Genomic DNA, 24,528 nt, shown 5'->3' with positions numbered 1-24,528 from the left:
TCATCTTCCAGTATAGCTTTCCCGGCCCGCCCCGTCAACCGATGGGGAAAAAATTTACATTTGGGGCTTGACAACGGGCCGCATTTGTATTATTGTATTACTCGCATAAGACATTAACACAAGGAGGCGGGGCCATGGAGTGGCATTTTCGCAACGACCAACCCATCTATACCCAGCTGACCCAGCAGATCACCCTGGCCATTCTGTCGGGCTCCATTCCCAGCGGGGGGAGGCTTCCCACCGTGCGGGAGCTGGCGGCGGACGCGGGGGTGAACCCCAACACCGTGCAGCGGGCCCTGGCGGAGCTGGAGGGCACCGGCCTGCTGCACACCCAGCGCACGGCAGGGCGCTTTGTCACGGAGGATACCGCCGTGATCCAGAGCGCCAAGGAGGACCTGGCCCGCAGCCGGACCCGGGAATATCTGGAGTCCATGGCGCAGCTGGGCTATGACCGGCAGCAGGTGAAGGCGCTGCTGGAGGAATGGAAGGAGGAGTAACATGGCGATTCTGGAATGCAGGGAGCTGACCAAATATTTCGACAGCTCCCTGGCCCTGGACCACGTCAGTCTGACGGTGGAGCCCGGGCGCATCGTGGGGCTTCTGGGCCCCAACGGCAGCGGCAAGTCCACCCTGATCAAGCTGGCCAACGGCCTGCTGGTCCCCAGCAGCGGCGTTGTCACCATCGACGGCCATGCCCCGGGGCCGGAGACCAAGGAGCTGGTGTCCTATCTGCCGGAGCGGACGTATCTGTCCGGGTGGATGAACGTGGTGCAGCTGCTGGACTTTTTCTGCGATTTCTATCCGGATTTCGACCGGGACGCCGCCGAGCATATGCTGACGGCCCTGGAGATCAGCCCTAAACTGCGGATCCGGCAGATGAGCAAGGGCACCCGGGAAAAGGTGCAGCTGATCCTGGTCATGAGCCGCCGGGCCCGGCTGTATCTGCTGGATGAGCCCATCGGCGGCGTGGACCCCGCCACCCGAGACTATATCATCCACACCATTCTCAGCAATTATAATGAGAATGCCTCCCTGGTGATCTCCACCCACCTGATCGCCGACGTGGAGAACGTGCTGGACGACGTGATTTTCATCAACAAGGGCCGCATTCTGCTGCAGCAGTCGGTGGATCAGATCCGCCAGGAGAAGGGCTGCAGCGTGGACGAGCTGTTCCGGGAGGTGTTCCGCTATGCTGAGTAAGCTGCTTCGTCACGAATTCCGGGCCACCGGGCGGATCATGCTGCCGGTGTATGCCCTGCTGCTGGTGTCCTGCGGGGGCTGCACCCTGTTCGGCCGCCTGCTGGGCCGGTATCCCGAGAGCACGGTGCTGTCCGTCGTCCAGACGGTGTTTGCCACCCTGTTCGGCGTGACCACCTTCGGTATGCTGCTGCTGACCCTGGTGCTGATGGTGTACCGGTTCTATAAGAACCTGATGACCGACGAGGGATATCTGATGTTCACCCTGCCGGTGAGCCGCAGCCAGCTGATCTGGTCCAAGCTGCTGGTGGCCCTGGTGTGGAGCGTCCTGTCCACAGTGCTGGCGGCGCTGGCGTGGATGGCGGAAATTTCCGTGGTGGGCCGGGAGAACGTGTTCTCCCTGATCGTCCAGGGGCTGCGGAGCCTGCGGCAGCATCTGTCCGGCAACCTCACCGGCTGCGCCGCGGCCCTGGTGGTGCTGTGCCTGGTGTCCTGCCTGGTGTCGTTCCTGAAGTTCTACGCCGCCATCTCCCTGGGCCACAGCTTCTCCAACCACAAGGTCCTGCTGTCGGTGGTGTTTTACATCGCCTTCGGCATCGTCACCCAGACCATCGGGACCATTTTCGCCTCGGTGGGCATTCAGATCGACACCAGCCCCGACTTCTGGAGCAATCTGCCGGTGGTGCAGGTGTTCAGCTCCCTGGCGTGGGCGGCGGCGGGGGTGTCCGCCCTGCTGGGGGCGGCGTACTACGTGCTGACCCTGCTGATGCTGAAAAAGCGGCTGAATCTGCAATAATTCCTGGCGGCACTGCCTCCGGTTCTGTCAAAACGACAGGGCCGGAGGCGGTTTTTTTGTGGGGTCCCACAAGGTTTGGTCCCCGCCGGAAATCACCGTTGACAAACCGGCCCGACACTGCCATAATGGAACTGTTCATTAAGTTATTCGGTGAAATATTCATATAGAGAGGAGCCTGCCCATGAAGGTATTAGTCATCAACCCCGGCGCCACCAGCACCAAGGTGGCCGTTTTCGACGAGGAGACGCAGGTTTATAAGACCACCGTGGACCACTCCCCCCAGGAGCTGGACCGCTTCGACCGGGTCATTGACCAGGCGGATTACCGCCAGCAGGCCATTCTGGACGCCGTGGCGCAGAGCGGATTCCGCCTGTCGGACTTCGACGCGGTGTGCGGCCGGGGCGGCCTGTACCGGCCCATCCCCTCCGGCACCTACGCCGTCAACGACCGGGTCATGCACGACGTGGAGACCGCCCCCTATGGCGAGCATCCCTCCAACCTGGGGGCGTATCTGGCCCGGCGCATCGGCGACATGGTGGGCGTTCCCGCCTTTTTCGTGGACCCGGTGTGCGTGGATGAGCTGACGGAGGTGGCCCACTACACGGGCTTTGCCCCCTTCCGCCGCCTGAGCCAGTTCCACGCCCTGAACCAGAAGTCCATCGGTCGGAAGGCTGCGGCGGCCCTGGGCAAGCCCTATGAGGAGGCGGACCTGATCGTCTGCCACCTGGGCGGCGGCGTGTCCGTGGCGGCCCACCACAACGGCCGCATCGTGGATCTGTTCAACGTCAAGGACGAGGGCTCCATGGGCATGGACCGGGCCGGAGGCCTGCCGGTGAACCAGCTCATCAACTTCTGCTTCTCCGGCAGGAGCCAGGACGAGGTGAAGAAAATCCTGGGCCGCCAGGCCGGAATGTTCTCCTATCTGGGCACCACGGACTTCCGGGTCATCTGCGCCAGGGTGAAGGAGGGGGACCCTAAATTCACGGAGGTCTATCAGGCCCTGGTATACCAGCTGGCCAAGGACGTGGGCGCCATGGCGGCGGTACTGCATTTCCATGTGGACGCCATCGCCTATACCGGCGGCATGGCCTATGAGCAGTCCTTCTGCGACGATATCACCGCCTATGTGGGGGGTCTTGCCCCGGTGCTGCGCTTCCCCGGCGAGGAGGAGATGCGCTCCCTGGCAGAGGGCGCCCTGCGGGTGCTCCACGGCCAGGCCCAGCCCCGGGAATATTGATACAAGTGCAAAAACAGCGTATAGAAAGGAAGGAGATCACCATGAAGCATCTGATGTCCGGCAACGAGGCCACCGCACGGGGCGTCTATGAGGCCGGGATCAAAATCTGTTCCGCCTACCCCGGCACCCCCAGCACGGAAATTCTGGAAAATCTGCCCCAGTATAAGGACGACGTATACTGCGAGTGGGCCCCCAACGAGAAGGTGGCCACCGAGGTGGCCTACGGCGCGTCCATCGCCGGTTCCCGGTCCTTCTGCACCATGAAGATGGTGGGCCTGAACGTGGCCGCCGACCCCCTGTTCACCGCCGGTTACATGGGCGTGGGCGGGGCGTTCATCGTGGTCACCGCCGACGATCCCAGCTGCCATTCCTCCCAGAACGAGCAGGACAACCGCCACTATGCCCGGGCCGCCAAGATCGCCATGGTGGAGCCCAGCGACGCCCAGGAGTGCAAGGACTTCGTGGCCCTGGCCTGCGAGGTGTCCGAGCTGTTCGACACGCCGGTGCTGTACCGCACCACCACCCGGGTCTGTCACTCCAAGGGCCTGGTGGAGTTCGGTGAGCGCCGGGAGCACACCCACGCCCCCTATGCCCGCAACGTCCGCAAGTTCGTGTGCACCCCGGCCCACGCCTATGCCAACCATCCCCTGGTGGAGGAGCGGCTGAAGAAGCTGGAGGAATACGGCTGCACCCGTGCCCTGGAAAACGGCCTGAATAAGCTGGAAATGGGCGACGGCAAGGTGGGCGTGGTCACCTCCTCCATCGCCTATGAATACGCCAGGGAGGTGTTCCCGGAGGGGACCTCCTTCCTGAAGCTGGGCCTGACCTTCCCCCTGCCCATGGACCTGATCCGGGACTTTGCCTCCAGGGTGGAGAAGCTCTACGTCATCGAGGAGCTGGAGCCGTTTATGGAGGACCAGATCAAGGCCGCCGGCATCCCCTGCGTGGGCAAGGAGCTTACCGGCCCCCTGTACGAGCTGAACACCCAGCTTCTGCGGGAGCGGGTCCTGGGCCGGAAGGCGGACTTCCGCACCGTGGACGTGACCCCGGCCAAGCGGCCCCCGGCCCTGTGTCCCGGCTGTCCCCACCGCGGCTTCTTCTATACCCTGTCCCGGAACAAGAACTATGTGGTCACCGGCGACATCGGCTGCTATACCCTGGGCTGCGCCGAGCCCCTGAACTGCATGGACTCCGTGGTGTGCATGGGCGCGGGCTTCTCCGCCGGTATGGGCATCGCCAAGAGCTTTGAAAAAGAGGGCGTCACCGGCAAGGTGGTGTTCGGCGTGGTGGGCGACTCCACCTTCTTCCACAGCGGCATGACCGGCGCGGCGGAGATCGTCTATAACAAGGGACGGATGATCCCCTGCGTGCTGGACAACCGCATCACCGGCATGACCGGCCACCAGGATAACCCCGGCACGGGCTATACCCTGCAGGGGGACCCCACCGCCCTGCTCAGCGTGGAGAAGATTCTCACCGCCCTGGGCTTTGCCCCGGTGCTGACGGTGGACCCCCAGGACCTGAAGGCCATGAAGGCCGCCGTGGACCAGGCGGTGTCCGCCCTGGACGCCGGACAGCAGCCCGCCATCGTCACCCGCCGTCCGTGCCTGCTGATCAAGCGGGATAAGTTCCGCAAGGGCATGTGCCATGTAAACGCCGACAAGTGCCGCAGCTGCCGCAGCTGTCTGCGGGTGGGCTGCCCCGCCATCTCCATGGAAAACGGCAAGGCCGTCATCGACCGCACCCAGTGCGTGGGCTGCACCGTCTGCGCCCAGGTCTGCCCCTTCGACGCCATCGAAAAGGAGGAAAACTGATATGTCCAACGTGAAAAGCGCCCTGTTGGTGGGCGTGGGCGGTCAGGGCGCCATCCTGATCTCCCGGATCATGTCCAACGGCTTCATGCAGGCCGGATACGACGTCAAGCAGAGCGAGGTACACGGCATGGCCCAGCGTGGCGGCTCCGTGTCCACCCAGGTCCGCTGGGGAGACAAGGTATACGGCCCCGTGTTCGGCAAGGGCGAGGCGGACATCATGGTGGCCCTGGAAAAAATGGAGGCCGTCCGCTATGCCGAGTTTCTCAAGCCCGACGGCGTGGCCGTGATCAACGACTATGCCATCAAGTCCACCACCATCGCCTCCGGGGCCGAGACCTATCCCCAGGGCTGCATCGAGGCCATGGAAAAGGTGTTCCGTACCATCGCCGTGCCCGCCAGCGAGATTGCCCTGGACCTGGGCAACGCCAAGTGCATGAACGTGGTGCTTTTCGGCGCCATGTGCGACAGCCTGGGCTGTCCCCAGATCGACTGGGAGCAGGTGGTGGCCGACACCGTCCCCGAAAAGGTGAAGGAGCTGAACATCCGGGCCTTCCGGGCCGGACGAGAGGCCGCACAGAAGTGCCGGTAAATAAGTGATAAAAAAAGCAGGCAGGGCCAAGGGCGACTCCTCATAAGGACATCTTGAAAACACCAGATTAAACCGATTGAGAGAATCTCTTGGTGTCGACCAAACGGGAATAGCCATCAACCATTTTATCGTGGTTGGTGGCTATTCCTGTTTAAAGGTATATTCATGTTGAAATCCGAACCGGAATCTTTGTAAAATTCCCTACCGCTCTTTAACCAGAAACAATGGGTAACCGCATGCCTAACCGGGAGAGCAGTTCGTTGGTAATCGTCCCACAGCATGCAGCCAGTTCCTCTGCCCGAATCACCTGACCGCCATCCCGGCCGATAATAGTCACTGTATCGCCAGGAGCGACCTCCGAAAGATCGCTGACGTCCACCAGCAACTGGTCCATGCACATCCACCCCACCATAGGACAACGCCGGCCCTGAATCAGCACCTGGCCGCCCCGCTGAGGCAGATCCCGGGGCAGACCGTCCGCGTAGCCGATGGTGACCACCGCCAGTTTGGTTTCTTGCTCTGCCTGAAAGACCCGCCCGTACCCGGCGCTCTCTCCGGCTTGCACAGTGCGGATACTGGCCACTCTGGCCCGGAGAGACAGAACCGGCCGCAGGTCAAGGCTTCGCTGAACAGGCGCATCATCGCTTCGAACTCCATAGAGTGCGATTCCAGCCCGGACATAGTCACAGGGCTGAGCTGGGAGGTTCCAAAGTCCATAGCTGGACTGGATATGAACTTTGCCGGGATCATATCCGGCAGTTCGGAGCCAGGCCACCGTATCATAGAACAAGGTCAGCTGCTCCTGGGTGTAGGCAACATCTTCGGCTTCCAGGCTGTCCGAGACGTATAGATGAGAAAAGACACCGTCCACTACCAGGTTTGGAAGCCGGAATGCCTCCAGGATCTCCTTCCGGTTTTCCGCCAGGATGCCCAGCCGGTGCATCCCCGTGTCCAGGGCCAGATGGACATGGACACGCCGCCCTCTGGCTGCCAAGGCCCGCCCGTGGTCAATATCCGTCACCGTCTGGGTCAGATGCCATCGTGTCAAGAGCGGAGCTTCCTCCGGGGAGGTATAACCTAAGATCAAGATCGTCCCCCGGATGCCCGCCTTTCGCAGAGCAATCCCCTCGGCCAGGCAGGCCACGGCAAAGGCCCGGACGCCCGCTCGCTGTAAGGTGCGGGCGGTCACTGCCCCGCCGTGACCGTAGGCCTCCGCCTTTACCACCGCCATCAGCTCTGTCCCCGGGGCCAATGTGTTCCGCAGCACCTGGGCGTTGTGCCCAAGGGCCGCCAGATCCACCTCCCGCCAGGCCCGAGCGGTGGGGCTGGGCTTCTTTTGAAGCCTCAGCAGGCAAGGGGCGGAGAGCAGCGCACTGAGCGCCAGCACCACAATAAAATGGAGAACACTGTTTTCAATGAGCATTTCTCCCAGTCCCAGTAGCTTTGCCGCTCCCCGGACCAGTACGATGCAGAGGGGATGGAGCACATACATGGCTGTGGAAAATTCCCGGACTTTCCTGGACTCGCCCTTGTTTCCGCCCAGCAGCAGAGAAAAAAGGCATACTATGCACAGGGGGAGGGCGAGGTACATGCTGTTGTGGCGCTGGACATCCATGCGATGGAGCCACAGCCCCTCGGCGCTCATGGCTGCCAGAGAGAGGAAGAAGCCCGCCAGAGACAGCTTTTGGTTCCACCGCCTTCCGGCGGCCCCAAGCAGAAGGAACAGTGGCGCGAAGAACAGGCCATTGCGGGTATAGCCGCACAGTGTAAAAATGCCGTCGTAAAGGGTCCGAAGCAGCGGGATCCGGGAAACCAGTCCATAGTAACTGTCCCCGCCCAGACCGATGAGATAGAGTAGCGCCGCCACAGGCAGAGCCACCCGCAGGCCCAGCCGGCTGAGCCACCGGGCGATGACGATGCCCAGAATGGTCGCCGGGAAATACCACAGGTGGTAGAAGGTGCCGTCCACCAGCAGTTTCCGCAAAACATCCGCCGGACCGGTGAAGCTGCCGGCATAGAGATTCACTGGCAGATACAAAAGGATGCAGACGCCGTAGAGCAGGCAGAGCTTTTTCAGCTGCCGCCCCACACCAGCCCAGTGATTCCGGCTCAGAAAGTACCCAGTGGTCATCAGAAAGAATGGGACTGCCACCCGGGCCAGTACCCGGGTAAGCCAGAAATCAGCCATGGCAGACACATCCGCCAGGGGCGAGGTGTGGTTCATCACCACCAGCAGGACTGCCGCCAGACGAAAGAGGTCCAAAGTCGGGACGGTTTTCTTAGCCGTTCTCATGGGTATCCCCCCACCATGTCAGGATAAATCCCTCCACATTGTCGCCGGATATCTGGCAGCAGCCCTCCGGCACTTCCACCTCTGTGACGGCTCCGGCGGCGGGCACATAGAACACCTGGGCCATACGGCCGTTTTCCAGAGCAACGCTCCGGGGACCCTGCCGCAAAAAGTCCCGGTACTCCTCCAGACACAGCCCGTTGGTTTCCATCAGCTGGGCGTGGGGCGCCCCCACATAGCGGAAGTGCCACGGCTCAGCCGAGATCCCGGTGACTTCCTCCTTGCCCCGCTGGTAGCGTTCGATAAAGCCGTACCGGGCCGCCAGACGCCTAAATCTTCCGCAGACGCCGTCATAGGGAAAGGCAGGCCGGATGAAGTCGATGTATCCGGCAGCCTTTCCCAGGTCGATGGCGAGGCCGGTCTGATGCTCACTGCATCCTGGAAGGGCCACATACTGGCGGGTAAATGTCTCCCCATGCTCCGCCATGGAGTCGTCCCAGATCCGCTGCTGTTCCTGCTGGCTCCGCCAGCCGGACACCGGCACGATCTCCCGCTGTCCCCCCGCCTTTTGGATACAGGCAGACAGTAGCTGCCGTGCCCGGCTTTCAAGAAGAATGTCGGGGTGGTGCGGGTCCACCGAGGTCAGCGCAGATCGCTCTTTTTCATGCAGGGGATGCGCCCGGTTGACCAGGACCAGCGGCCCCTGAAAAATCTGCTCCCGGGGAATCGACACGGTTCTCATCCCGCCACCCCCAACTCGATCAGGCGGGTCACCAGCTCCCCAAAGGAAATGCCGATGCCCTGCATCATGCTGGGGTAGCGGCTGTGGGCGGTGAAGCCGGGGATGGTGTTGACCTCATTGAAGACGATCTCCCCATCCGGGGTGAGGAACAGATCCACCCGGGCGAATACCCGGCAGTCCAGGGCACGGTAAATGGTTTTTGCCGCTGTCTGGATCTCTGCCGCCTTCTCCGGCGGGATGCGGGCGGGACAGTGGATGGCGGAGGTCTTTAAGGTGTACTTCTCCTCATAGTTGAAAAAGCCCTCCGACAGCGCAATCTCGTCCACCAGACCCACGGTCAGTTCCTCGTTGCCCATGACCGCGCAGCCCACCTCAAAGCCGGGGATCGTCTCCTCCAGGATCACGGCGCTGTCGTGGCGGAAGGCCTCCTCCATGGCGGCGGGCAGCTCTTCCGGCCCGGAGACTTTGGTGATACCGAAGGAGGAACCGGCCCGGACCGGCTTGACAAACACCGGGTATCCCAGTTCCTCCGCTGCCTGGGCGGTCCGGCTGAAATCATCGCTGGAATGAAAGACGTGGCTCCGGGGGACCCGGATGCCGGCCAGGGCCGCCAGCTGGTGGGCCCGGTCCTTGTCCATGCACAAGGCGCTGGACAATGTCCCGCAGCCGATGACCGGGACCCCGGCCAGTTCAAAGAGTCCCTGTACCGTACCGTCCTCGCCGTTCTTGCCGTGGAGGACTGGGAATACCGCGTCAAAGAGGAGACGGCGGCCGGAGCCGTCCAGCAGTAGTAAAGCGCGGGCCTCCCGTTCCACCAGTGGGGTGCAGGGGATACAGTCTGCCGCCTGCTGCCAAGTACCGTCCTCCAGCCGGGAGAGGTCGCCGGTATAGCAGAGCCACTGCCCCTCCCGTGTGATGCCCACAGCCAAAGGAGTATAGCGGGCGGGGTCCATGTGGGACAGCACCGCATAGGCGGAATGGAGAGAAACTTCGTACTCCGTGGAGCATCCGCCGAAGAGAACGAGAATGGTTTTCATGGGATAAGACCTCCTAATCAAAATAAAGCGCCTGGTTCTGATACTGAAATGGTACCAGAACCAGGCGTTTCATACTTGTCTATCTACCAACGGATGCCTTGCAAGTTTTCTGCGAAATTCTTGTGATTTTCTTACGGCGCTTCTGAATGGTCTGACGGAAGACAGATGGTGAAGGTGATCCGATCCTCGGTGCTGTCCGCCCGAATGGTCCCGCCGTGGAGCTCCACGATCTCCTTGGCGATGGCTAAGCCAAGGCCCGCACCACCTGTCCGGGTGGCGCGGGAGCTGTCCAGACGGAAGAACTGTTCAAAGATCCGGTCCAATTTCTCCTGGGGGATGTTCTTTCCCGCATTGGAGAAGGTGAGTACGATTTTCCCGGCCTCTATCCGTCCGGCAATTTCCACCGTGCTGTCCGGCAGGCTATAATAAGACGCGTTGCGCAGGAGATTATCAAAGACCCTTGCCAGCTTATCCGGGTCACAGGAATAGTGCAGCTTGGGCGGCAGATCCAGGCTGCATGACAGCCCCGATTCTGCGAAAATGGGGCGGAATTCGCTGGCGACCTGCTCCAGCATCCGCGTCAGGTCCACGCTCTGTCGCTCCAGCTCCAGGCGAGAGAGGTTGAAGCGGGTGATGTCGAAGAACTCGTTGATGAGGTCCTCCAGCCGCTCCGCCTTCTCCAGGGCGATGCCGGTGTACCTGGCCCGGATCTCCGAAGAGATCTGAGGCTCATCCCGCAGGAGGGTCAGGTAGCCGATGACGCTGGTCAGGGGCGTTTTCAGGTCGTGGGCCAGATAGACGATTAGGTCGTTTTTCCGCTGTTCTGCCTCCCGGGCTGCCCGGGCGTCCCGGAGAGCCTGCTCCCGGGCCAGATTCAGCTGGATGGAGATGTCCTCCAGGGAATCCGGCAGCTGGATGGGCTCCTCACTGGGGCGGGATAATTGCTCTGCCGCATTGGCCACCACGTCCAGCTGCTTGATGGGCTTGGAGATAAAATAGAAGCTGATGACCACCCAGCCCGCCAGCACTGTGACGATGCAGACCAGAACGATGTAGTCTCGAACCCAATTCAGGAAGTCGTAGAGCGGCGAGGGCTGCCAGGTGATGCTGGCGCAGATGATGAAGCCCAGGAATGCCAAGGCCATCACTGCGACCACCCAAGCCATGAGGACCAGCAGGTAGCCGCCCCAGATGCGCAAAGATCTCCGGCGGCTGCGGGTATTTCCTTTCTTACTCAATGGTGTACCCCACCCCCCAAACGGTCTTGATGAATTTGGGCTTTCGGCTGGGCTCATGCATCTTTTCCCGTAGCCGGGCGATGTGACTCATGACGGTGTTGTTGCTGTCCATAAACGCCTCGCCCCAAACATGTTCAAACAGTTCCTCGCTAGACACCACATTCCCCCGGTGCTCACATAGATACCAGAGAATGGAGAATTCCAAGGGCGTCAGGGCCAGTTCCTCGCCGAACAGGACGCACTTGTGAGTGGCCTTGGAGATCTGAAGGCCCCGAAAGTCGTATTCGGTGACCTCCTGGACTGTCCCCTCCCTGGGGTTGTACCGGGTGTAGCGGCGCAGCTGAGTCTTGACCCGGGCCACCAGTTCCAGAGGATTGAAGGGCTTGGTGATGTAGTCGTCCGCTCCCAAGGTCAGCCCCATGATCTTGTCCATATCCTCCACCTTTGCGGTGAGCATGATGATGGGGAACAGGTGGTCCTCCCGGATGCGCTGGCAGAGGGTAAAGCCGTCCATGTCTGGCAGCATCACATCCAGCACCGCCAGATTCAAGCGTGTCGTCCGCACACAAGCCAGGGCGTCGGAGGCATTATAGAATTTGTGGATGGTGAAGCCTTCGTTTTTCAGATAGACCTCCACCAGATCTGCGATCGCAGTCTCGTCATCGACGACTAAAATATGTGTAGCCATAGTTGCCGGCCTTTCGTGTTTTTCTGCATTATAGCACGGAACGTATAAAAAAGCGAGTATGACTCTTGATTTTTCCTAAACATGTCCTAAAGGGGACTGTTGCGGTCTCCTGTCTGCGCAAAATTCTCACCAGACTGTATCGAAACTACGATCTTCCAGACTCCTGATTTCGTAGGGTCGAAGTCGTGAAGCTGCGCCGCAGTGCTCTGTCATCCTTCGCTGGCAGGATCGGTCTGCGTATGATGCTCCCCTCCATTTCCGCTGGCCCCCTCCTCTGCAATAATTTGTCCTACTTGATTTTTAATCTGTCCATGCTTTTTATCAGGATACCATCTTTTCCACCACAATACAAGCAGAGGGGCAAGGGGATGCCAAGAACTTCATCGCCAAGGCCAGAAAGTTCACCGACATGACGGAACTGACCCCGGAACTGCTCCGCACCTTTGTGGCGAAAATCATCGTGTATGAGAAAGAGGTCAAATACTCCAAGCACGCACCGCAGAAGATCCACATCTGTTTTCGGGACTTCAACCTCAACGAGACAGACGATATGCTTCTATGCGGAGAGACAACAGAAAAGGCAGACAGTACAATTGCACTGCCTGCCTAATCCGAGGACACGCTTCAAGGTACCCCTATCAGGAGTAGCGGAAGGCCCTGCCTGCTTTTTATCGTGCCCGGAGCGCTGGGGCGTCCAGGTTCCGATAGGTTTTCACGATGATCACGGCGGAGATGACGATCTGGAAGAATTTCATGACGATGTCCACCACCGCCATGGGGATCTGGGCATACTGCTCCTGGCCGAACACCGGGTCCAGGGCCATGCTGACAAAGGCGCAGCAGCCGCCCCACATGCTCCGTTCCCAGAAATTCGTTGGAGCGTTCCATAAAATATCACTTTCCTTCCTGCAAAATACCCGGCTCCGGGCATTTTTGCCGCAAAAAAAGCGCGGCGCTTCTGCAACCGGATTTACGCAGAAACGCCACACGCTGTGGAATCAGTATATCAGATTTTGGGAAAACCTGCAAATGGTGGTTGTGTGCAAAAATCGGCTCCCGTCCGGCGGCCCGGAATGGACGATTTTCACAATGACCCCCGGCAGTAGGTCTTATTTTGCATACAGCAGCCCGATGAGCCAGTTCAGCGTCCGTCCCGGCAGGATCCGGGTCAGGAACACGAAGAACTGATAGTCCATCCGTATGGTATAGATGGGCTTGGGCCGCCGCTTCATGGCCACCCGGGCGATGAACGCCCCGGCCTTGGCGGGGTCCATGCCGTTCTGCTCGTCGTGCTCCATCCGCTGGACGGACCGGCCGATGCGGCCGCCGTACACATTGTCGCCCTCCATGGTTTTCACCCGGGCGGCGGTGAAGCCCGTGTGGATGTCCCCGGGCTGCACGGCGCACACCGTGATGCCGAAGGGCCGCAGCTCGTTGGCCAGGGCCATGGTATAGGCGTTCACCGCCGCCTTTCCGGCGGAGTAATACGCCTGGAAGGGAATGGGGCAGGGCGCCGCCACGGAGCTGAGGTTCACGATGCGGCCCCGGCCCGCCTGGCGCATATGGGGGATCACGGCCTTGTTCATCCGCACCATGCCGAAGAAGTTCACGTTCAGCAGGCGCTGGGCCTCCGCCGTGTCGGTGAACTCCACCGCCCCGGAGATACCGAAGCCCGCGTTATTCACCAGCACGTCAATGCGCCCGGCCCGGTCCATGATCTCCGCCACGGCGGCGCGGACCTGGTCCTCGTCGGTGATGTCGCAGCGGATGTGGTGCAGGCCCTCCACCCCCTGTTCCCGGCGGCTCAGCTCATACACGGTATAGCCCGCTTCCCGCAGATACAGGGCCGTGGCCCTGCCGATGCCGGAGGTCCCTCCGGTGATGACGGCGATCTCACTCATGATCCTTCACCAGCACGTCCGCCATGATGTCCATGGCCTCGTCCAGCAGGGCCTCGGTATGGGTGGCCATATAGCTGGTCCGCAGCAGGGCCTCCCCCTCCGGCGTAGCCGGGGGCAGGGTGGGATTCACATACACGCCCCGGTCATAGATCTCCCGGGCCACCTCCAGGGTGTGATAGGTCTCATAGGTATAGATGGGGATGATGGGCGTGGGGGCCGTCAGGGCGGACTCCCGGATCTTCAGTCCCCGGTCCGTCATGCCCTTGCGGGCATAGAGGCTCAGCTCCCGCAGCCGCTCCGGCAGCTCGGGATGCTGCTCCAGGTGCCGCAGGGCCGCCAGGGCCGTGGCGCAGTTGGCCGGGGGAATGGACGCCGAGAAGATGAAGGGCCGGGACGCGTGGCGCACAAAGTCCGCCACCTCCTCCGAGGCCGCCATGTATCCGCCCAGGGACGCCAGGGACTTGGAAAACGTGCCCATATAGATGTCCACCTGGTCCTCCAGGCCGAAGTAGCTGGCCGTACCCCGGCCGCCCTGGCCCAGAACGCCCAGGCCGTGGGCGTCGTCCACCATGACCCGTGCCCCGTACTTTTTGGCCAGGGCGCAGATCTCCGGCAGTCTGGCGATGTCGCCGCCCATGGAGAACACGCCGTCGGTGACGATCAGGGCGCCGTTCTTCTCCGGCACCCGCTGCAGGCACTTCTCCAGTTCCTCCATGTCGCTGTGGCGATAGCGCAGCATCTTGCCGTAGCTCATCTGGCACCCGGCATAGATGGAGGCGTGATTCTCCCGGTCGCAGATGACGTAGTCATGCCGGTCCACCAGGGCGCTGATGATGCCCACGTTGGACTGATACCCCGTGCCGAAGGTGACGATGCCGGGCTTGCGCAGGAACTTTCCCAGCTCCGCCTCCAGCTCCAGGTGCATCTCCAGGGTGCCGTTGAGGAACCGGGAGCCGCTGCACCCGGTGCCGTAGCGCTCCAGGGCGTGAATGCCCGCCTCCACCACGTCCGGGGCGATGGTCAGGCCCAGATAGTTGTTGGAGCCCAGCATGATCCGGCGCTTGCCCTCCATCTGCACCTCCACGTCCTGCCGGGATTGCAGCGCGTGAAAATAGGGATACACCCCCGCCTCCTTCAGCTCCTTGGCCAGGGACGGGGCATAGCATTTCTCGAAAATGTCCATGTAAGACCTCCTTGCTGATATGAAATATTAGATTTCATAGAGAAAAGCATCGAATTAACAGGGAATGATGATTCAACTTATTATATACTGCCCCCCGCTTCCCTGTCAACCGGTGATTTGCGGGGTCACACGGACCGGGTGGCCACCACGTCCACGCCGGTGCCCAGCACGTTGGGGATCACCACGTCCCCGGCGGCTACCGGGGCCGTGAGATGCACCCGGCACAGCGCCCGGGCCACGTCCAGCACCCTCTCCTTGGGCACCTCTCCGGCGGTGCGGACGGACACCACCGGCAGCGCGCCGCCGGACACCCGGACGGTGCCGGTGACGGTGCGGGCCGGGTGGGTGCACTCCTTCCGGGCATAGGCGTCCCCCCGGGGGCAGGTGTTGCCGGTGACCCGGGTCGCCTGGCCGTTCTCCAGAACGGCGGTCAGCTGGCAGCCCATGGGGCAGCCGATACACGTCAGCTCGCGGATGCTCATTGTGCTCCCTCCTCCACCTGAATGGTGATCTGCTTCAAACCCCGGGGCAGGTCCGCCCGCCGCAGGGTCAGCTGCTCCATCTCGCCGGGGCTGAGAATGCGCTTATGCACCCGGCGCAGCAGCCGTCCGTCCAGATAAACCGCCAGATCGGCGTCCCGATAGGGTTTGCCCACCCGGAACCGGACGGTGACGGTTTCCTCCATGGCCGCCGGGTCCAGATACTGGGGCACGGTGTACCGCACGCCGTTCTGCCCCGTCAGGCGGACGGTCTTGCCCTCCCGCCGGTGCTCCAGCAGGTACCGGGCGGCGTTTTCCCCGGCCCGGGCCGCCTCCTGGGACACGAAGTCCACCAGATCGTGGACGTGCAGCACGTTGCCGCAGGCGAACACGCCGGGAACGGAGGTGGACAGATCGTCCCCTACCTCCGGCCCGCCGGTAACGGCGTCCAGCCGGACTCCGGCCTGCTGGCTCAGCTCGTTTTCCGGCAGCAGACCCACCGACAGCAGCAGCGTGTCGCAGGGGATGTCCCGCTCCGTCCCGGGGATGGGGCGGCGGTTCCCGTCCACCTGGGCCAGGGTCACGCCCTCCAGCCGCTCCCGGCCGTGAATGTCCACCACGGTGGTGGACAGATACAGGGGAATGCCGAAATCCTCCAGGCACTGGACGATGTTCCGCTTCAGGCCGCCGGAATAGGGCATCACCTCCGCCACCGCGTGGACCTTTGCCCCCTCCAACGTCATCCGCCGGGCCATGATCAGGCCGATGTCGCCGCTGCCCAGGATCACCACGTCCCGGCCAGGCATCAGTCCCTCCATATTCACCAGCCGCTGGGCGGTACCGGCGGAATAGATGCCCGCCGGGCGGCAGCCGGGGATGTTCAGAGCCCCCCGGGGCCGCTCCCGGCAGCCCATGGCCAGAATCACCGCATCGGCGCTGAGCTGCACCAGGCCCGTCTCCCGGCCCGTCAGCGTCAGCACCCGGTCCGGCGACAGGTCCAGCACCATGGTGTTCAGCAGGTACGGGATGTTCAGCTCCCGGACCTGGTCGGCAAACCGCCGGGCGTACTCCGGCCCGGTAAGCTCCCGGGAAAAGGTGTGCAGGCCGAAGCCCGCGTGGATGCACTGGTTCAGAATGCCGCCCAGCTCCCGGTCCCGCTCGATGATCAGCAGGTCCTCCACGCCGGCCTTCCGGGCGGCCGCGGCGGCGGCCAGGCCCGCAGGCCCGCCGCCGATGATGGCAAGCTGTACGTGTTTCATCATGCTTCCTCCTTGGTCCGCCCGGCCAGCATCCGGGATGCTCCGCCGTTTTTCGTCAGCTCGGTCTGGGGTATCCCCAGCTCCCGGGACAGGATCTCCATGACCCGGGGGGTGCAGAAGCCCCCCTGGCACCGGCCCATACCGGCCCGCACCCGGCGCTTCACCCCGTCCAGGGACCGGGCCCCGGGGGTGCGGTGGATGGCGTCCACGATCTCGCCCTCGCTGATGCCCTCGCACCGGCACACGATATTGCCGTAGGCGGGGTTTTCCGCCGCCAGACGCTGCCGCTCCTCAAAGGGCAGCTCCCGCAGGTGGACGATGTCCCGGCGCAGGGGGTCGAAATCCGGCTTTTCCGCCGCCCCCAGATACGCCGCCGCCTGCTCCGCCAGATAGGCCCCGATGGCCGGGGCCGAGGACAGCCCCGGGGACTCGATGCCCAGAGCCTCGAAATACCCGGGGACGGGCTGGCCGATGCGGAAATCGTCCTCCCCCTCCGCCAGATGGGCCCGCAGCCCCGCGAAGCTGGTGATCACGTCCCGCAGGGGCAGGCCCGGCACGCTTTTGCGGGCCATATCCTGGGCAAAGGCCAGACCCTCCGCCGTGGTGGCGGTGCGGTCCCGCTGGGGCTGGTCCGCGGCCGTGGGGCCCACCAGCAGGTTGCCGTGGACCGTAGGCGTCACCAGAACGCCCTTGCCCATGGGGCCGGGCAGCTGGAAAACGGTCCGCTGCACCAGGCCGCCGTCCTTCTTGTCCAGCAGGCAGTATTCTCCCCGCCGGGGCACGATGCGGGCGGTGTCGCCGCAGACCTGGTTATGGAGCACGTCGCCCCACACACCGGCGGCGCTGATAACGGCCCGGGTCTCCAGCGGCCCTTGGGACGTCTCCAGCACATAGCCCTCCCCTGCCCGGCGGATGGTCTCCACCCGGGTGTCGAAGCGGAAGGTCACGCCGTTATGGGCGGCGTTTTCCGCCAGGGCGATGGTCATGCCGAAGGGGCAGATGATGGCGCTGGTGGGGGCGTACAGAGCGGCCACGGCCTTCTCCGACAGGGCGGGCTCCAGCTCATGGAGCCTGCCGCCCCGGAGGATCTCCAGGCCCTCCACGCCGTTGGCCCGGCCCCGCTGCAAAAGCTCCTCCAGCCGGGGCAGGCCCGCCTCCTCAAAGCACACCACCAGGGCCCCGTTGCGGCGATAGGGGAAGTCCAGCTCCCGGGACAGCGCCTCCATCCGGCGGCTGCCCTCCACGTTGAACCGGGCCTTCATAGAGCCGGCGGGGGCGTCGAACCCGGCATGAACAATGGCGGAATTGGCCTTGCTGGTGCCCACGCATACGTCCTCTCCCTGCTCCGCCAGGCAGATTTTCAGCTTCCAGCGGCTCAGCTCCCGGGCCACGGCGCAGCCCACCGCGCCGCCGCCGATGATGACGGCATCGTACATAGCGATCTCTCCTTTCCGTGAAAAAAGAGCCATGCCAAAGCCCGCCCGGTCTCCCGGACGTTCCCTGTGCATGACTCAGACTCTCAATGCATTCCCATATTGGATTATGGCCCCATTATACGCCCTGCGCCCCCGCTTGTCAACGGCAAGCGGGGGCGCAGACGGCGCGTTACTGCGCCTCGATCTCCTTGATATTCACTTCGTTCCCCTGCACCAGCCAGGTATCCTCGCTGCCGCAATAGGGGCAGGTCCGGCCCTGGGGTACGGTGTCGTAATCCCGGCCGCAGCCGCCGCAGTGGGTGACGGCGGGGACCGTTTCGATGCGCAGCGCCGCCCGGGGCATCAGCTCCGTCCGGGCCGCCGCCCATTTCCAGCAGCTCTCCAGCTCGTGGGGCACCACGCCGGACACCTGGCCCAGCTCCAGGGTCACCGACGCCACGTCGGTGAGGCCCTGCTCCCGGCCGATGTTCTCCACGGCCCGGATCACATGAAATACGATTCCCAGCTCGTGCATTACTTCTTCCCGGCCTTGCGGATCTTGATCTCCCGCTTGACCATGTAGGGCAGGATGGCCTTCATCTTGTCCTCGGCGGGGATCATGTGGGTGCACTCCGGACGCTCCCGGTGCAGGTGGATGGCGTCAAAGGCGCACTTGGTGGTGCACACGCCGCAGCCGATGCACTTGTTGGGGTCCACCACGGAGGCGCCGCAGCTGAGGCAGCGGGCCGTCTCCTTCTGCACCTGCTGGGCGGTGAAGGCGATGCGCTCGTCCCGGAAGGTCCGGCGCAGGGCCTCGTTGTACCCGATCTGCTGGCGGGGGGTGTTGTCAAAGCCCACGGGGATCAGGGCGTTCTCCTTGTCCAGCTCCACGAACTGGCGGCGGTTGCGGCCAATGGTCAGGGTGGCCTTCTGGACGAACCGGTGCAGGGAGATGGCGCCCTCCTTACCGGCGGCAATGGCGTCAATGGCGAACTTCTGGCCGGTGACGGCGTCGCCGCCGGCGAAGATGCCGGGCTCCGCCGTCTGATAGGTCACGGGGTCCACCTGGGCGGTGCCGTTGGGGTTGAAGGTCACGGCGGTGCCGGTCAGCAGCTGCCGCCAATCCACCTTCTGGCCGATGCAGTACAGCACCGCGGCGCACTGGGCCTGGCAGGTGTCGTTGTCGTCAAACTCCGGGGCGAAGCGGCCCTGGTCGTTCTTCACCCGCAGACACTTGCGGAAGCGGATCCCGGCGGCATGGCCGTTTTCGGTGACGATCTCCGTCTGGCCCCATCCGGCGTGGATGGTGATGCCGTCCCGCTCACACTCGCCCCGGTCCTCCGGGCCCATGGGCATATCGTCATAGCTCTCCAGGCAGTACAGGTCCACGGACTCCGCGCCGCAGCGCACCGCCGTCCGGGCCACGTCGGCGGCGATGTTGCCGCCGCCGATGACCACCACCCGGCCTTCCAGCTTCGTCTCCTGGCCGCCGTTGACCCGGCGCATGAAGTCGATGCCCGCCGTGACGCCCTGGGCGTCGTCGCCGGGGATGTTCAGCCTGCCGCCGGACTGCAGGCCCACGGCCACATAGAAGCCCTGATAGCCCTGCTCCCGCAGCTGGGCAATGGTCACGTCCTTGCCCACCTCCACGCCGCAGCGGAACTGGACGCCCATTTCCCGCAGCACGTCGATCTCCGCCTGGACCACGTCCTTCTCCAGCCGGAAGCTGGGCAGGCCGTTCTCCAGCATGCCGCCCAGACGCTGCTCCTTTTCAAACACGGTGGGGCGATAGCCCTTCTCCGCCAGGTAATAGGCGCAGGACAGGCCCGCCGGGCCGCCGCCGATGATGGCGATCTGCTGGTCGAACTCGCCGTCTACCTTGGGGATCACCTTCTCCGGCACGAACCGGGTGGCGGCGTCCAGGTCCTGCTGGGCGATGAAGCGCTTCACCTCGTCAATGGCCACCGCCTGGTCCACGGTGCCCCGGGTGCAGGCGTCCTCACAGCGGCGGTTGCAGATGCGGCCGCACACGGCGGGGAAGGGATTCTCCCGCTTGATCAGCTGCAGGGCCTCCCGGTACTTGCCCTGGGCCGCCAGCTTCAGATAGCCCTGCACCGCGATGTGGGCGGGGCAGGCGGTCTTGCAGGGGGCGGTGCCGGTGTCGTAGCAGTTGACGCGGTTCTTGTCCCGGTAGTCGATGGCCCACTTGTCGGGGCCCCACTTCACCGCATCCGGCAGCTCCTGCCGGGGATATTCCACGGGGCCGTCCTTGGTGCACAGCTTCTGGCCCAGCTTCACCGCACCGGCGGGACAGTATTCCACGCACCGGCCGCAGGCCACGCACTGGTCCGTCTCCACCCGGGCCACATAGGCGCTGCGGGACATGTTGGGGGTGTTGAACAGCTGGCTGGTCCGCAGGGCGTTGCAGACGTTGACGTTGCAGTTGCAGATGCCGAAAATCTTCTGTTCGCCGTCGATGTTGGTGATCTGATGGACGAAGCCGTTGTCCTCGGCCTTCTTGAAGATGGCCATGGCCTCGTCATAGGTGATGTACTCGCCCCGGCCGGTTTCCACGATATAGGTGGCCATGTCGCCCACGGCGATGCACCAGCTCTCCGGGTCGTCGCCGCAGCCCTCGTTCAGATACTGGCGGCTGGCCCGGCAGGAGCACATGCTCTTGGCGTACTTGCCCTCGTACTTGTGCAGCCAATAGGAGATCTTCTCCAGGCCCACGGCCTCGTTCTCCGTTTCGATGGCCTTTTCCACGGGGATCACGTGCATGCCGATGCCGGCGCCTCCGGGAGGCACCATGGGGGTGATCTTTTCCAGGGGCAGGAAGGTCATCCGCTCGAAGAAGGCCGCCACCTGGGGATGCTCGTCCATCTGGCTGCGGCGCATATTGAAAAACTCCGCGCTGCCGGGGACGAACTGGGGCAGAACATAGCGCTTTTCGTGGTCGGGGTTCTTCCCGTCCAGATTCTCCCAGTTATACTCGATCAGGCCCACCCAGGCCATGTCGTCCAGCAGCTTCTGCAGGGGCTCCCGCTCCAGCTTGGTCAGCTTCATCAGCTGCCCGATGGTCTTGGGCTTGCGGACCCCCATCTTCAGGGCCACGTCCGCCATTTCGTCGCTGATCAGGTCCGCCAGGCCCCAGTATTCCGGGTCGTTGCCCTTGACGCCCTTGAGCTTGGCGGGCACCCGGTCGGTGATCATGGCCACCAGCTTGGCGATCTTGGGCCGGGGCTCCTCCACCACGGGGATGGTAAAGGGCAGCTTCTCCTGCTCCAGGGGGAACGCGGTGGGCCGGTCGCCGTTGATGTTCTTTCCCATGTGAAATCTCCTTTATCTCCGCCTCAAGGGCGATTTTTCTGCATGAACTCACCTTAATGATACCAATTTCCGGGGCAAAAAGCTATTGACTGTTCTTATAAAGTTATGGTATCCTATTTTATGGTCCTGGTCGGACCAGAAGGAGGGCGACCTATGGATTTCCGTCCCATTGTGGCCCCGTCCATCCGGGAGCTGTTTATCCAGCAGGTGGAGGGGGCGATCCTGTCCGGGCAGCTGAAGCCCGGGGACCGGCTGCCCACGGAGCGAGAGCTGGCCGACACCATGCACATCAGCAAAACCGTGGTCCATGAGGGCCTGCGGGAGCTGCACCGCCTGGGCTTTCTGGACATCGCCTCCCGCCGGGGCGTCACCGTGGCGGACTATGCCCAGACCGGCAGCCTGGAAACGCTGATGGCCATCATGGATTATCACGGGGGCCTTCCCGACGAGAAAACCGCCCGCAGCATCCTGCGCCTGCGGTATTATCTGGAGGCCCCGGCTCTGCGGGACCTGGCCGCGTCCCACACCGCCGCCGATCTGGACACCCTCCGCGCCCTCCAGCGCCAGGCGGAGGAGGCCCCGGACACCGCCGCCCTGGCCCAGGCCCTGTTCCGCTATCACCGGGGGGTGACGTTTTTAAGCGGCAACACCATCACGCCCCTGCTGTTCAACGCCTTCATGCAGGTGAACCTGGAGTTCTGGTCCGGCTATATCCGGTCTGTGGGCCGGGAGGAGAGCCTGCGTACCCTGGCCCGGTTCACGGACCTCATCGCCGCCGGACAGGGGGACCGGGCCGCCCAGCTGCTGGACGACGGCCTGCGGCGGTTTGTGACCACGCTGTAAATTCACATTTTGTTCAAAATATCCGTTTATTCTTGTGGAAAAGCCATAGATTCCGTTCGGAAAATTCTGCAATTTGCCAATTGTACTCCCTCCCGGGTATGGTATAATGATGGTATCTTATATAAAGGAGGCTTTTCCATGAGACGCACAAAAGCTCTGCTTTCCTGTCTGCTGGCGCTGGCCCTGGTGATGCTGACCGCCTGCGGCGCCAGACAGCAGACCGTCCACCGGCTGTCCGCGGACCGGGTGACCCAGGCGGCAACGGTGTCCCAATTGCAGGAGGTCAGCGACCTGATCGTGGTGTTTACCCCGGAGACTCAGGAAAACGTCCTCTCCCGCTACAGCGACGGCAATGTCTCCACCGGCTACACCAGAACCACCGGCCAGGTGACCCAGGTGCTGAAGGGCCAGGCCCCGGCGCAGCTGGTGATCACCGAGGAGTGCTACACCGCAGACGACGCCCTGTGGACCCAGGGGGGCTATCTGCCTATGGAAACCGGCAAGCCCTATCTGCTGTTCCTCACCGCCTATGACGACGGCTCCGACTATGCGGGGATGTACTATCCCACGGAGCTGGAGCGGGGCAAGTACCCCCTGGGGCAGGCCCTGACCACCGCCGACTCCGCCGCCCAATGGCAGGTATACTCCCTGGACGGCGACACCCTGTCCGATTATCAAAGCTGGTACCGGCAGGTGTCGGCCCTGTATCCCGATCTGTTCTGACCCGCCTGGCAAATGTCCGCATCCCCTCCGGCCCCGCCGGAGGGGATTTTTCCGCCCGGGGCCGTCCACCGGCGGGATTCGCCTTTCTTCGACTTGAAAAGCCGGGGGAAACGTGCTATACTTGACTATAATTTCGCGTATCGTGCTTTGGGAGAGGGGGAAGCGCCGCCATGGTGGATATTCACTGCCACATTCTGCCGGGGGTGGACGATGGGTCCCCCTCTATGGAAGACTCGCTGGAGATGGCCCGCATGGCGGCGGACTCCGGCGTCACGGACATCATCGCCACGCCCCACTGCAATCTCCCCGGGGACGGCCCGAAGAATTACCGCTCCGCCGCCCTGCGCACGGGCTTTTCCCGGCTGCGGCAGGCCCTGGAGCAGGAGGGGATCCCTCTGGGCATCCACCCGGGGGCCGAGGTGTTCTGCACCCCGGAGCTGCCCGAGCTGCTGGACCGCCGCCAGCTTCAGACCCTGGGCGGGGGCCGGTATCTGCTGGTGGAGTTCTATTTTGACGAGTCGGCGGAGTTCATGGAGCAGTGCTTCCACCAGATCCGCACCCGGGGCCTGACCCCGGTGGCCGCCCATCCGGAGCGGTACGATGCCGTGCAGCGGGACCCGTATATCATCCGCCGCTGGTTTGAGGGCGGCGTGGTCATCCAGCTGAACAAGGGCAGCATTCTGGGGCGTCTGGGCCGCCGGGCCCAGGACACGGCCCTGTGGCTGCTGGAGCGGGGGCTGGCCCACGCCGCCGCCAGCGACGCCCACAGTCCCACCGTCCGCACCACCCATATGGAGCTGCTGCGCCGCACCCTGGCCGAGGATTTTTCCCCCGCCTGCCCCCGGCTGCTGCTGGAGGAGAACCCCCGCCGTATTTTAGAGGACCGCCCCCTGGTGGGGACGGACGAGCCTATTTTTTCCCCAAGGGAGGACGAGCTATGAGAGCCATCCGCAAAATGCAGCGCGTGATCCTCGCGCTGTTTATCCTGACCCTGCTGGCCTTCTGCGGCCTGCGGATCTATCGCCGCCTCACTGTGGACGTGACGCCCCCGGTGATCACCTGTTCCACCGATTCCATTGACGTCAGCGTCACCGCCGGGGAGGAGGCCCTGCTGCAGGGGGTCATGGCCTCCGACGACCGGGACGGGGACCTGACGGACCAGATCCTCATCAAGGGCGTGTCCCCCTCCCTGACCGACAGCAGCGCCCAGGTCACCTACATCGTGTTTGACTCCGCCAACAATATGGCCTCCGTCACCCGCACCGTCCGCTACACGGATTACGAGGCCCCCCGCTTCGCCCTGTCCCGGCCCCTGGTATACTCCATGAATCAGACCGTGACCCTGCTGGACCGGCTCACCGCCACCGACGTGCTGGACGGCGACATCAGCAGCAGCATCCGCATCACCTCCCAGAACATCATCAGCACCCAGCCCGGGGTATACAGCGTCACCGCTCAGGTGGACAGCCGCCTAGGCAACTCGGTGGTGCTGCCGCTGAAGGTGGTCATCACCGCCGGCGGGCCGCAGCTGATCACCCTGTCGGACTATCTGGTGTACCTGCCCCGGGGATCGGCCTTTGATGCCGCCGGGTATATCCAAAGCGTCACCGCCCCCGACGGAACGGCCCTGTCCGCCGGACAGGTCAGCATCGAGTCCCCGGTGGACACGTCCGTCCCCGGAACGTATCATGTGGGTTACAGCGTCACCGCCCAGGGCCAGAGCTATACCGTCTATCTGGCGGTGGTGGTGGAATAAAGGAGGGATCG

Annotated in this window: 24 protein-coding genes; 11 read left to right on the top strand and 13 right to left on the bottom strand. The window is 63.3% G+C overall.

Translation table 11 applies throughout. The annotated features are described in order from the left end of the window. The first annotated feature begins 134 nt into the window (after positions 1 to 134). The 6 genes from LKD37_RS07500 to LKD37_RS07475 all read left to right on the top strand — a co-directional run bounded on the left by LKD37_RS07500 (position 135) and on the right by LKD37_RS07475 (position 5,633). Positions 135 to 497 carry a GntR family transcriptional regulator gene (locus tag LKD37_RS07500; RefSeq protein ID WP_302928630.1) on the top strand — a complete coding sequence of 121 codons (363 nt, stop codon included), beginning with the start codon at positions 135 to 137 and terminating at the stop codon, positions 495 to 497. Between the two features lies 1 nt (position 498). Beyond that, positions 499 to 1,200: an ABC transporter ATP-binding protein gene (locus LKD37_RS07495; protein WP_302928629.1), complete on the top strand. Its 702-nt coding sequence runs from the start codon at positions 499 to 501 to the stop codon at positions 1,198 to 1,200. Further along, on the top strand, positions 1,190 to 1,993 hold the full coding sequence (locus tag LKD37_RS07490; protein WP_302928628.1) for an ABC-2 transporter permease: 804 nt from the start codon (positions 1,190 to 1,192) through the stop codon (positions 1,991 to 1,993). Before LKD37_RS07495 ends, LKD37_RS07490 begins: the two co-directional genes overlap by 11 nt. 181 nt (positions 1,994 to 2,174) lie before the next feature. Continuing rightward, positions 2,175 to 3,230: a butyrate kinase gene (gene buk / locus LKD37_RS07485; RefSeq protein ID WP_302928627.1), complete on the top strand. Its 1,056-nt coding sequence runs from the start codon at positions 2,175 to 2,177 to the stop codon at positions 3,228 to 3,230. Between the two features lie 41 nt (positions 3,231 to 3,271). Next, complete coding sequence (gene iorA / locus LKD37_RS07480; protein WP_302928626.1) at positions 3,272 to 5,044, top strand: indolepyruvate ferredoxin oxidoreductase subunit alpha; 1,773 nt, start codon at positions 3,272 to 3,274, stop codon at positions 5,042 to 5,044. 1 nt (position 5,045) lies between these two features. Next, the gene (locus LKD37_RS07475) at positions 5,046 to 5,633 is read left to right on the top strand and encodes an indolepyruvate oxidoreductase subunit beta (RefSeq protein WP_302928625.1); all 588 of its coding nucleotides are present in this window, start codon (positions 5,046 to 5,048) and stop codon (positions 5,631 to 5,633) included. A gap of 211 nt (positions 5,634 to 5,844) precedes the next feature. Here the strand turns inward: LKD37_RS07475 and vanT are convergent, their stop codons facing one another. The 5 genes from vanT to vanR form a co-directional block, all read right to left on the bottom strand. Then, positions 5,845 to 7,926 carry a serine racemase VanT catalytic subunit gene (gene vanT, locus LKD37_RS07470; RefSeq protein ID WP_302928624.1) on the bottom strand — a complete coding sequence of 694 codons (2,082 nt, stop codon included), beginning with the start codon at positions 7,924 to 7,926 and terminating at the stop codon, positions 5,845 to 5,847. Beyond that, positions 7,913 to 8,665, bottom strand: a complete 753-nt coding sequence (locus LKD37_RS07465) for a M15 family metallopeptidase (protein ID WP_021858469.1) — start codon at positions 8,663 to 8,665, stop codon at positions 7,913 to 7,915. The genes vanT and LKD37_RS07465 overlap by 14 nt, the downstream gene beginning before the upstream one ends. Then, the gene (gene vanG, locus LKD37_RS07460) at positions 8,662 to 9,702 is read right to left on the bottom strand and encodes a D-alanine--D-serine ligase VanG (protein ID WP_302928623.1); all 1,041 of its coding nucleotides are present in this window, start codon (positions 9,700 to 9,702) and stop codon (positions 8,662 to 8,664) included. Before vanG ends, LKD37_RS07465 begins: the two co-directional genes overlap by 4 nt. Positions 9,703 to 9,833: 131 nt before the next feature. Next, the gene (locus tag LKD37_RS07455) at positions 9,834 to 10,940 is read right to left on the bottom strand and encodes a sensor histidine kinase (protein ID WP_302928622.1); all 1,107 of its coding nucleotides are present in this window, start codon (positions 10,938 to 10,940) and stop codon (positions 9,834 to 9,836) included. Beyond that, entirely contained in the window at positions 10,933 to 11,628 is a 696-nt protein-coding gene (vanR, locus tag LKD37_RS07450) for a VanR-ABDEGLN family response regulator transcription factor (protein ID WP_021858466.1), read from the bottom strand. The genes LKD37_RS07455 and vanR overlap by 8 nt, the downstream gene beginning before the upstream one ends. 331 nt (positions 11,629 to 11,959) lie before the next feature. Here vanR and LKD37_RS07445 point away from each other — a divergent pair, with 331 nt between their 5' ends. Continuing rightward, a complete protein-coding gene (locus tag LKD37_RS07445; protein WP_349048758.1) occupies positions 11,960 to 12,238 on the top strand; it encodes a DUF4368 domain-containing protein in 279 nt (92 codons plus the stop codon). 58 nt (positions 12,239 to 12,296) lie between these two features. Here the strand turns inward: LKD37_RS07445 and LKD37_RS07440 are convergent, their stop codons facing one another. The 8 genes from LKD37_RS07440 to LKD37_RS07405 all read right to left on the bottom strand — a co-directional run bounded on the left by LKD37_RS07440 (position 12,297) and on the right by LKD37_RS07405 (position 21,078). After that, entirely contained in the window at positions 12,297 to 12,482 is a 186-nt protein-coding gene (locus LKD37_RS07440) for a hypothetical protein (protein WP_302928642.1), read from the bottom strand. 255 nt (positions 12,483 to 12,737) lie between these two features. Then, on the bottom strand, positions 12,738 to 13,529 hold the full coding sequence (locus LKD37_RS07435; protein ID WP_302928621.1) for an SDR family oxidoreductase: 792 nt from the start codon (positions 13,527 to 13,529) through the stop codon (positions 12,738 to 12,740). Continuing rightward, positions 13,522 to 14,712: an aminotransferase class I/II-fold pyridoxal phosphate-dependent enzyme gene (locus LKD37_RS07430; protein WP_302928620.1), complete on the bottom strand. Its 1,191-nt coding sequence runs from the start codon at positions 14,710 to 14,712 to the stop codon at positions 13,522 to 13,524. The genes LKD37_RS07435 and LKD37_RS07430 overlap by 8 nt, the downstream gene beginning before the upstream one ends. 125 nt (positions 14,713 to 14,837) lie before the next feature. Next, the gene (locus tag LKD37_RS07425; protein WP_302928619.1) at positions 14,838 to 15,194 is read right to left on the bottom strand and encodes a DUF1667 domain-containing protein; all 357 of its coding nucleotides are present in this window, start codon (positions 15,192 to 15,194) and stop codon (positions 14,838 to 14,840) included. Then, positions 15,191 to 16,450 (bottom strand): NAD(P)/FAD-dependent oxidoreductase, encoded by a 1,260-nt coding sequence (locus LKD37_RS07420; protein WP_302928640.1) that lies wholly within the window; start codon positions 16,448 to 16,450, stop codon positions 15,191 to 15,193. Before LKD37_RS07420 ends, LKD37_RS07425 begins: the two co-directional genes overlap by 4 nt. Next, positions 16,450 to 17,886 (bottom strand): NAD(P)/FAD-dependent oxidoreductase, encoded by a 1,437-nt coding sequence (locus tag LKD37_RS07415; RefSeq protein WP_302928618.1) that lies wholly within the window; start codon positions 17,884 to 17,886, stop codon positions 16,450 to 16,452. The genes LKD37_RS07420 and LKD37_RS07415 overlap by 1 nt, the downstream gene beginning before the upstream one ends. A 169-nt stretch (positions 17,887 to 18,055) precedes the next feature. Next, the gene (locus LKD37_RS07410) at positions 18,056 to 18,400 is read right to left on the bottom strand and encodes a hydrogenase maturation nickel metallochaperone HypA (RefSeq protein ID WP_302928617.1); all 345 of its coding nucleotides are present in this window, start codon (positions 18,398 to 18,400) and stop codon (positions 18,056 to 18,058) included. After that, complete coding sequence (locus LKD37_RS07405) at positions 18,400 to 21,078, bottom strand: FAD-dependent oxidoreductase (protein ID WP_302928639.1); 2,679 nt, start codon at positions 21,076 to 21,078, stop codon at positions 18,400 to 18,402. The genes LKD37_RS07410 and LKD37_RS07405 overlap by 1 nt, the downstream gene beginning before the upstream one ends. 270 nt (positions 21,079 to 21,348) lie before the next feature. Between LKD37_RS07405 and LKD37_RS07400 the strand changes: the two genes are divergently transcribed. From LKD37_RS07400 to LKD37_RS07385, 4 genes are all read left to right on the top strand, one after another. Further along, the gene (locus tag LKD37_RS07400) at positions 21,349 to 22,038 is read left to right on the top strand and encodes a FadR/GntR family transcriptional regulator (RefSeq protein WP_302928616.1); all 690 of its coding nucleotides are present in this window, start codon (positions 21,349 to 21,351) and stop codon (positions 22,036 to 22,038) included. A gap of 138 nt (positions 22,039 to 22,176) precedes the next feature. Continuing rightward, positions 22,177 to 22,761, top strand: a complete 585-nt coding sequence (locus LKD37_RS07395) for a hypothetical protein (protein WP_302928615.1) — start codon at positions 22,177 to 22,179, stop codon at positions 22,759 to 22,761. Positions 22,762 to 22,931: 170 nt separating this feature from the next. Continuing rightward, entirely contained in the window at positions 22,932 to 23,702 is a 771-nt protein-coding gene (locus LKD37_RS07390; RefSeq protein WP_302928614.1) for a tyrosine-protein phosphatase, read from the top strand. Continuing rightward, complete coding sequence (locus tag LKD37_RS07385) at positions 23,699 to 24,517, top strand: immunoglobulin-like domain-containing protein (protein WP_302928613.1); 819 nt, start codon at positions 23,699 to 23,701, stop codon at positions 24,515 to 24,517. The genes LKD37_RS07390 and LKD37_RS07385 overlap by 4 nt, the downstream gene beginning before the upstream one ends. The last annotated feature ends 11 nt before the right edge of the window (positions 24,518 to 24,528 follow it).

The sequence above is a fragment of the Brotocaccenecus cirricatena genome, from assembly GCF_020687045.1.
GTDB lineage: Bacteria > Bacillota > Clostridia > Oscillospirales > Oscillospiraceae > Vescimonas > Vescimonas cirricatena.
The sequence above is the reverse complement of the archived record's forward strand: the minus strand, read 5'-3'. Positions and strand labels throughout refer to the sequence as shown.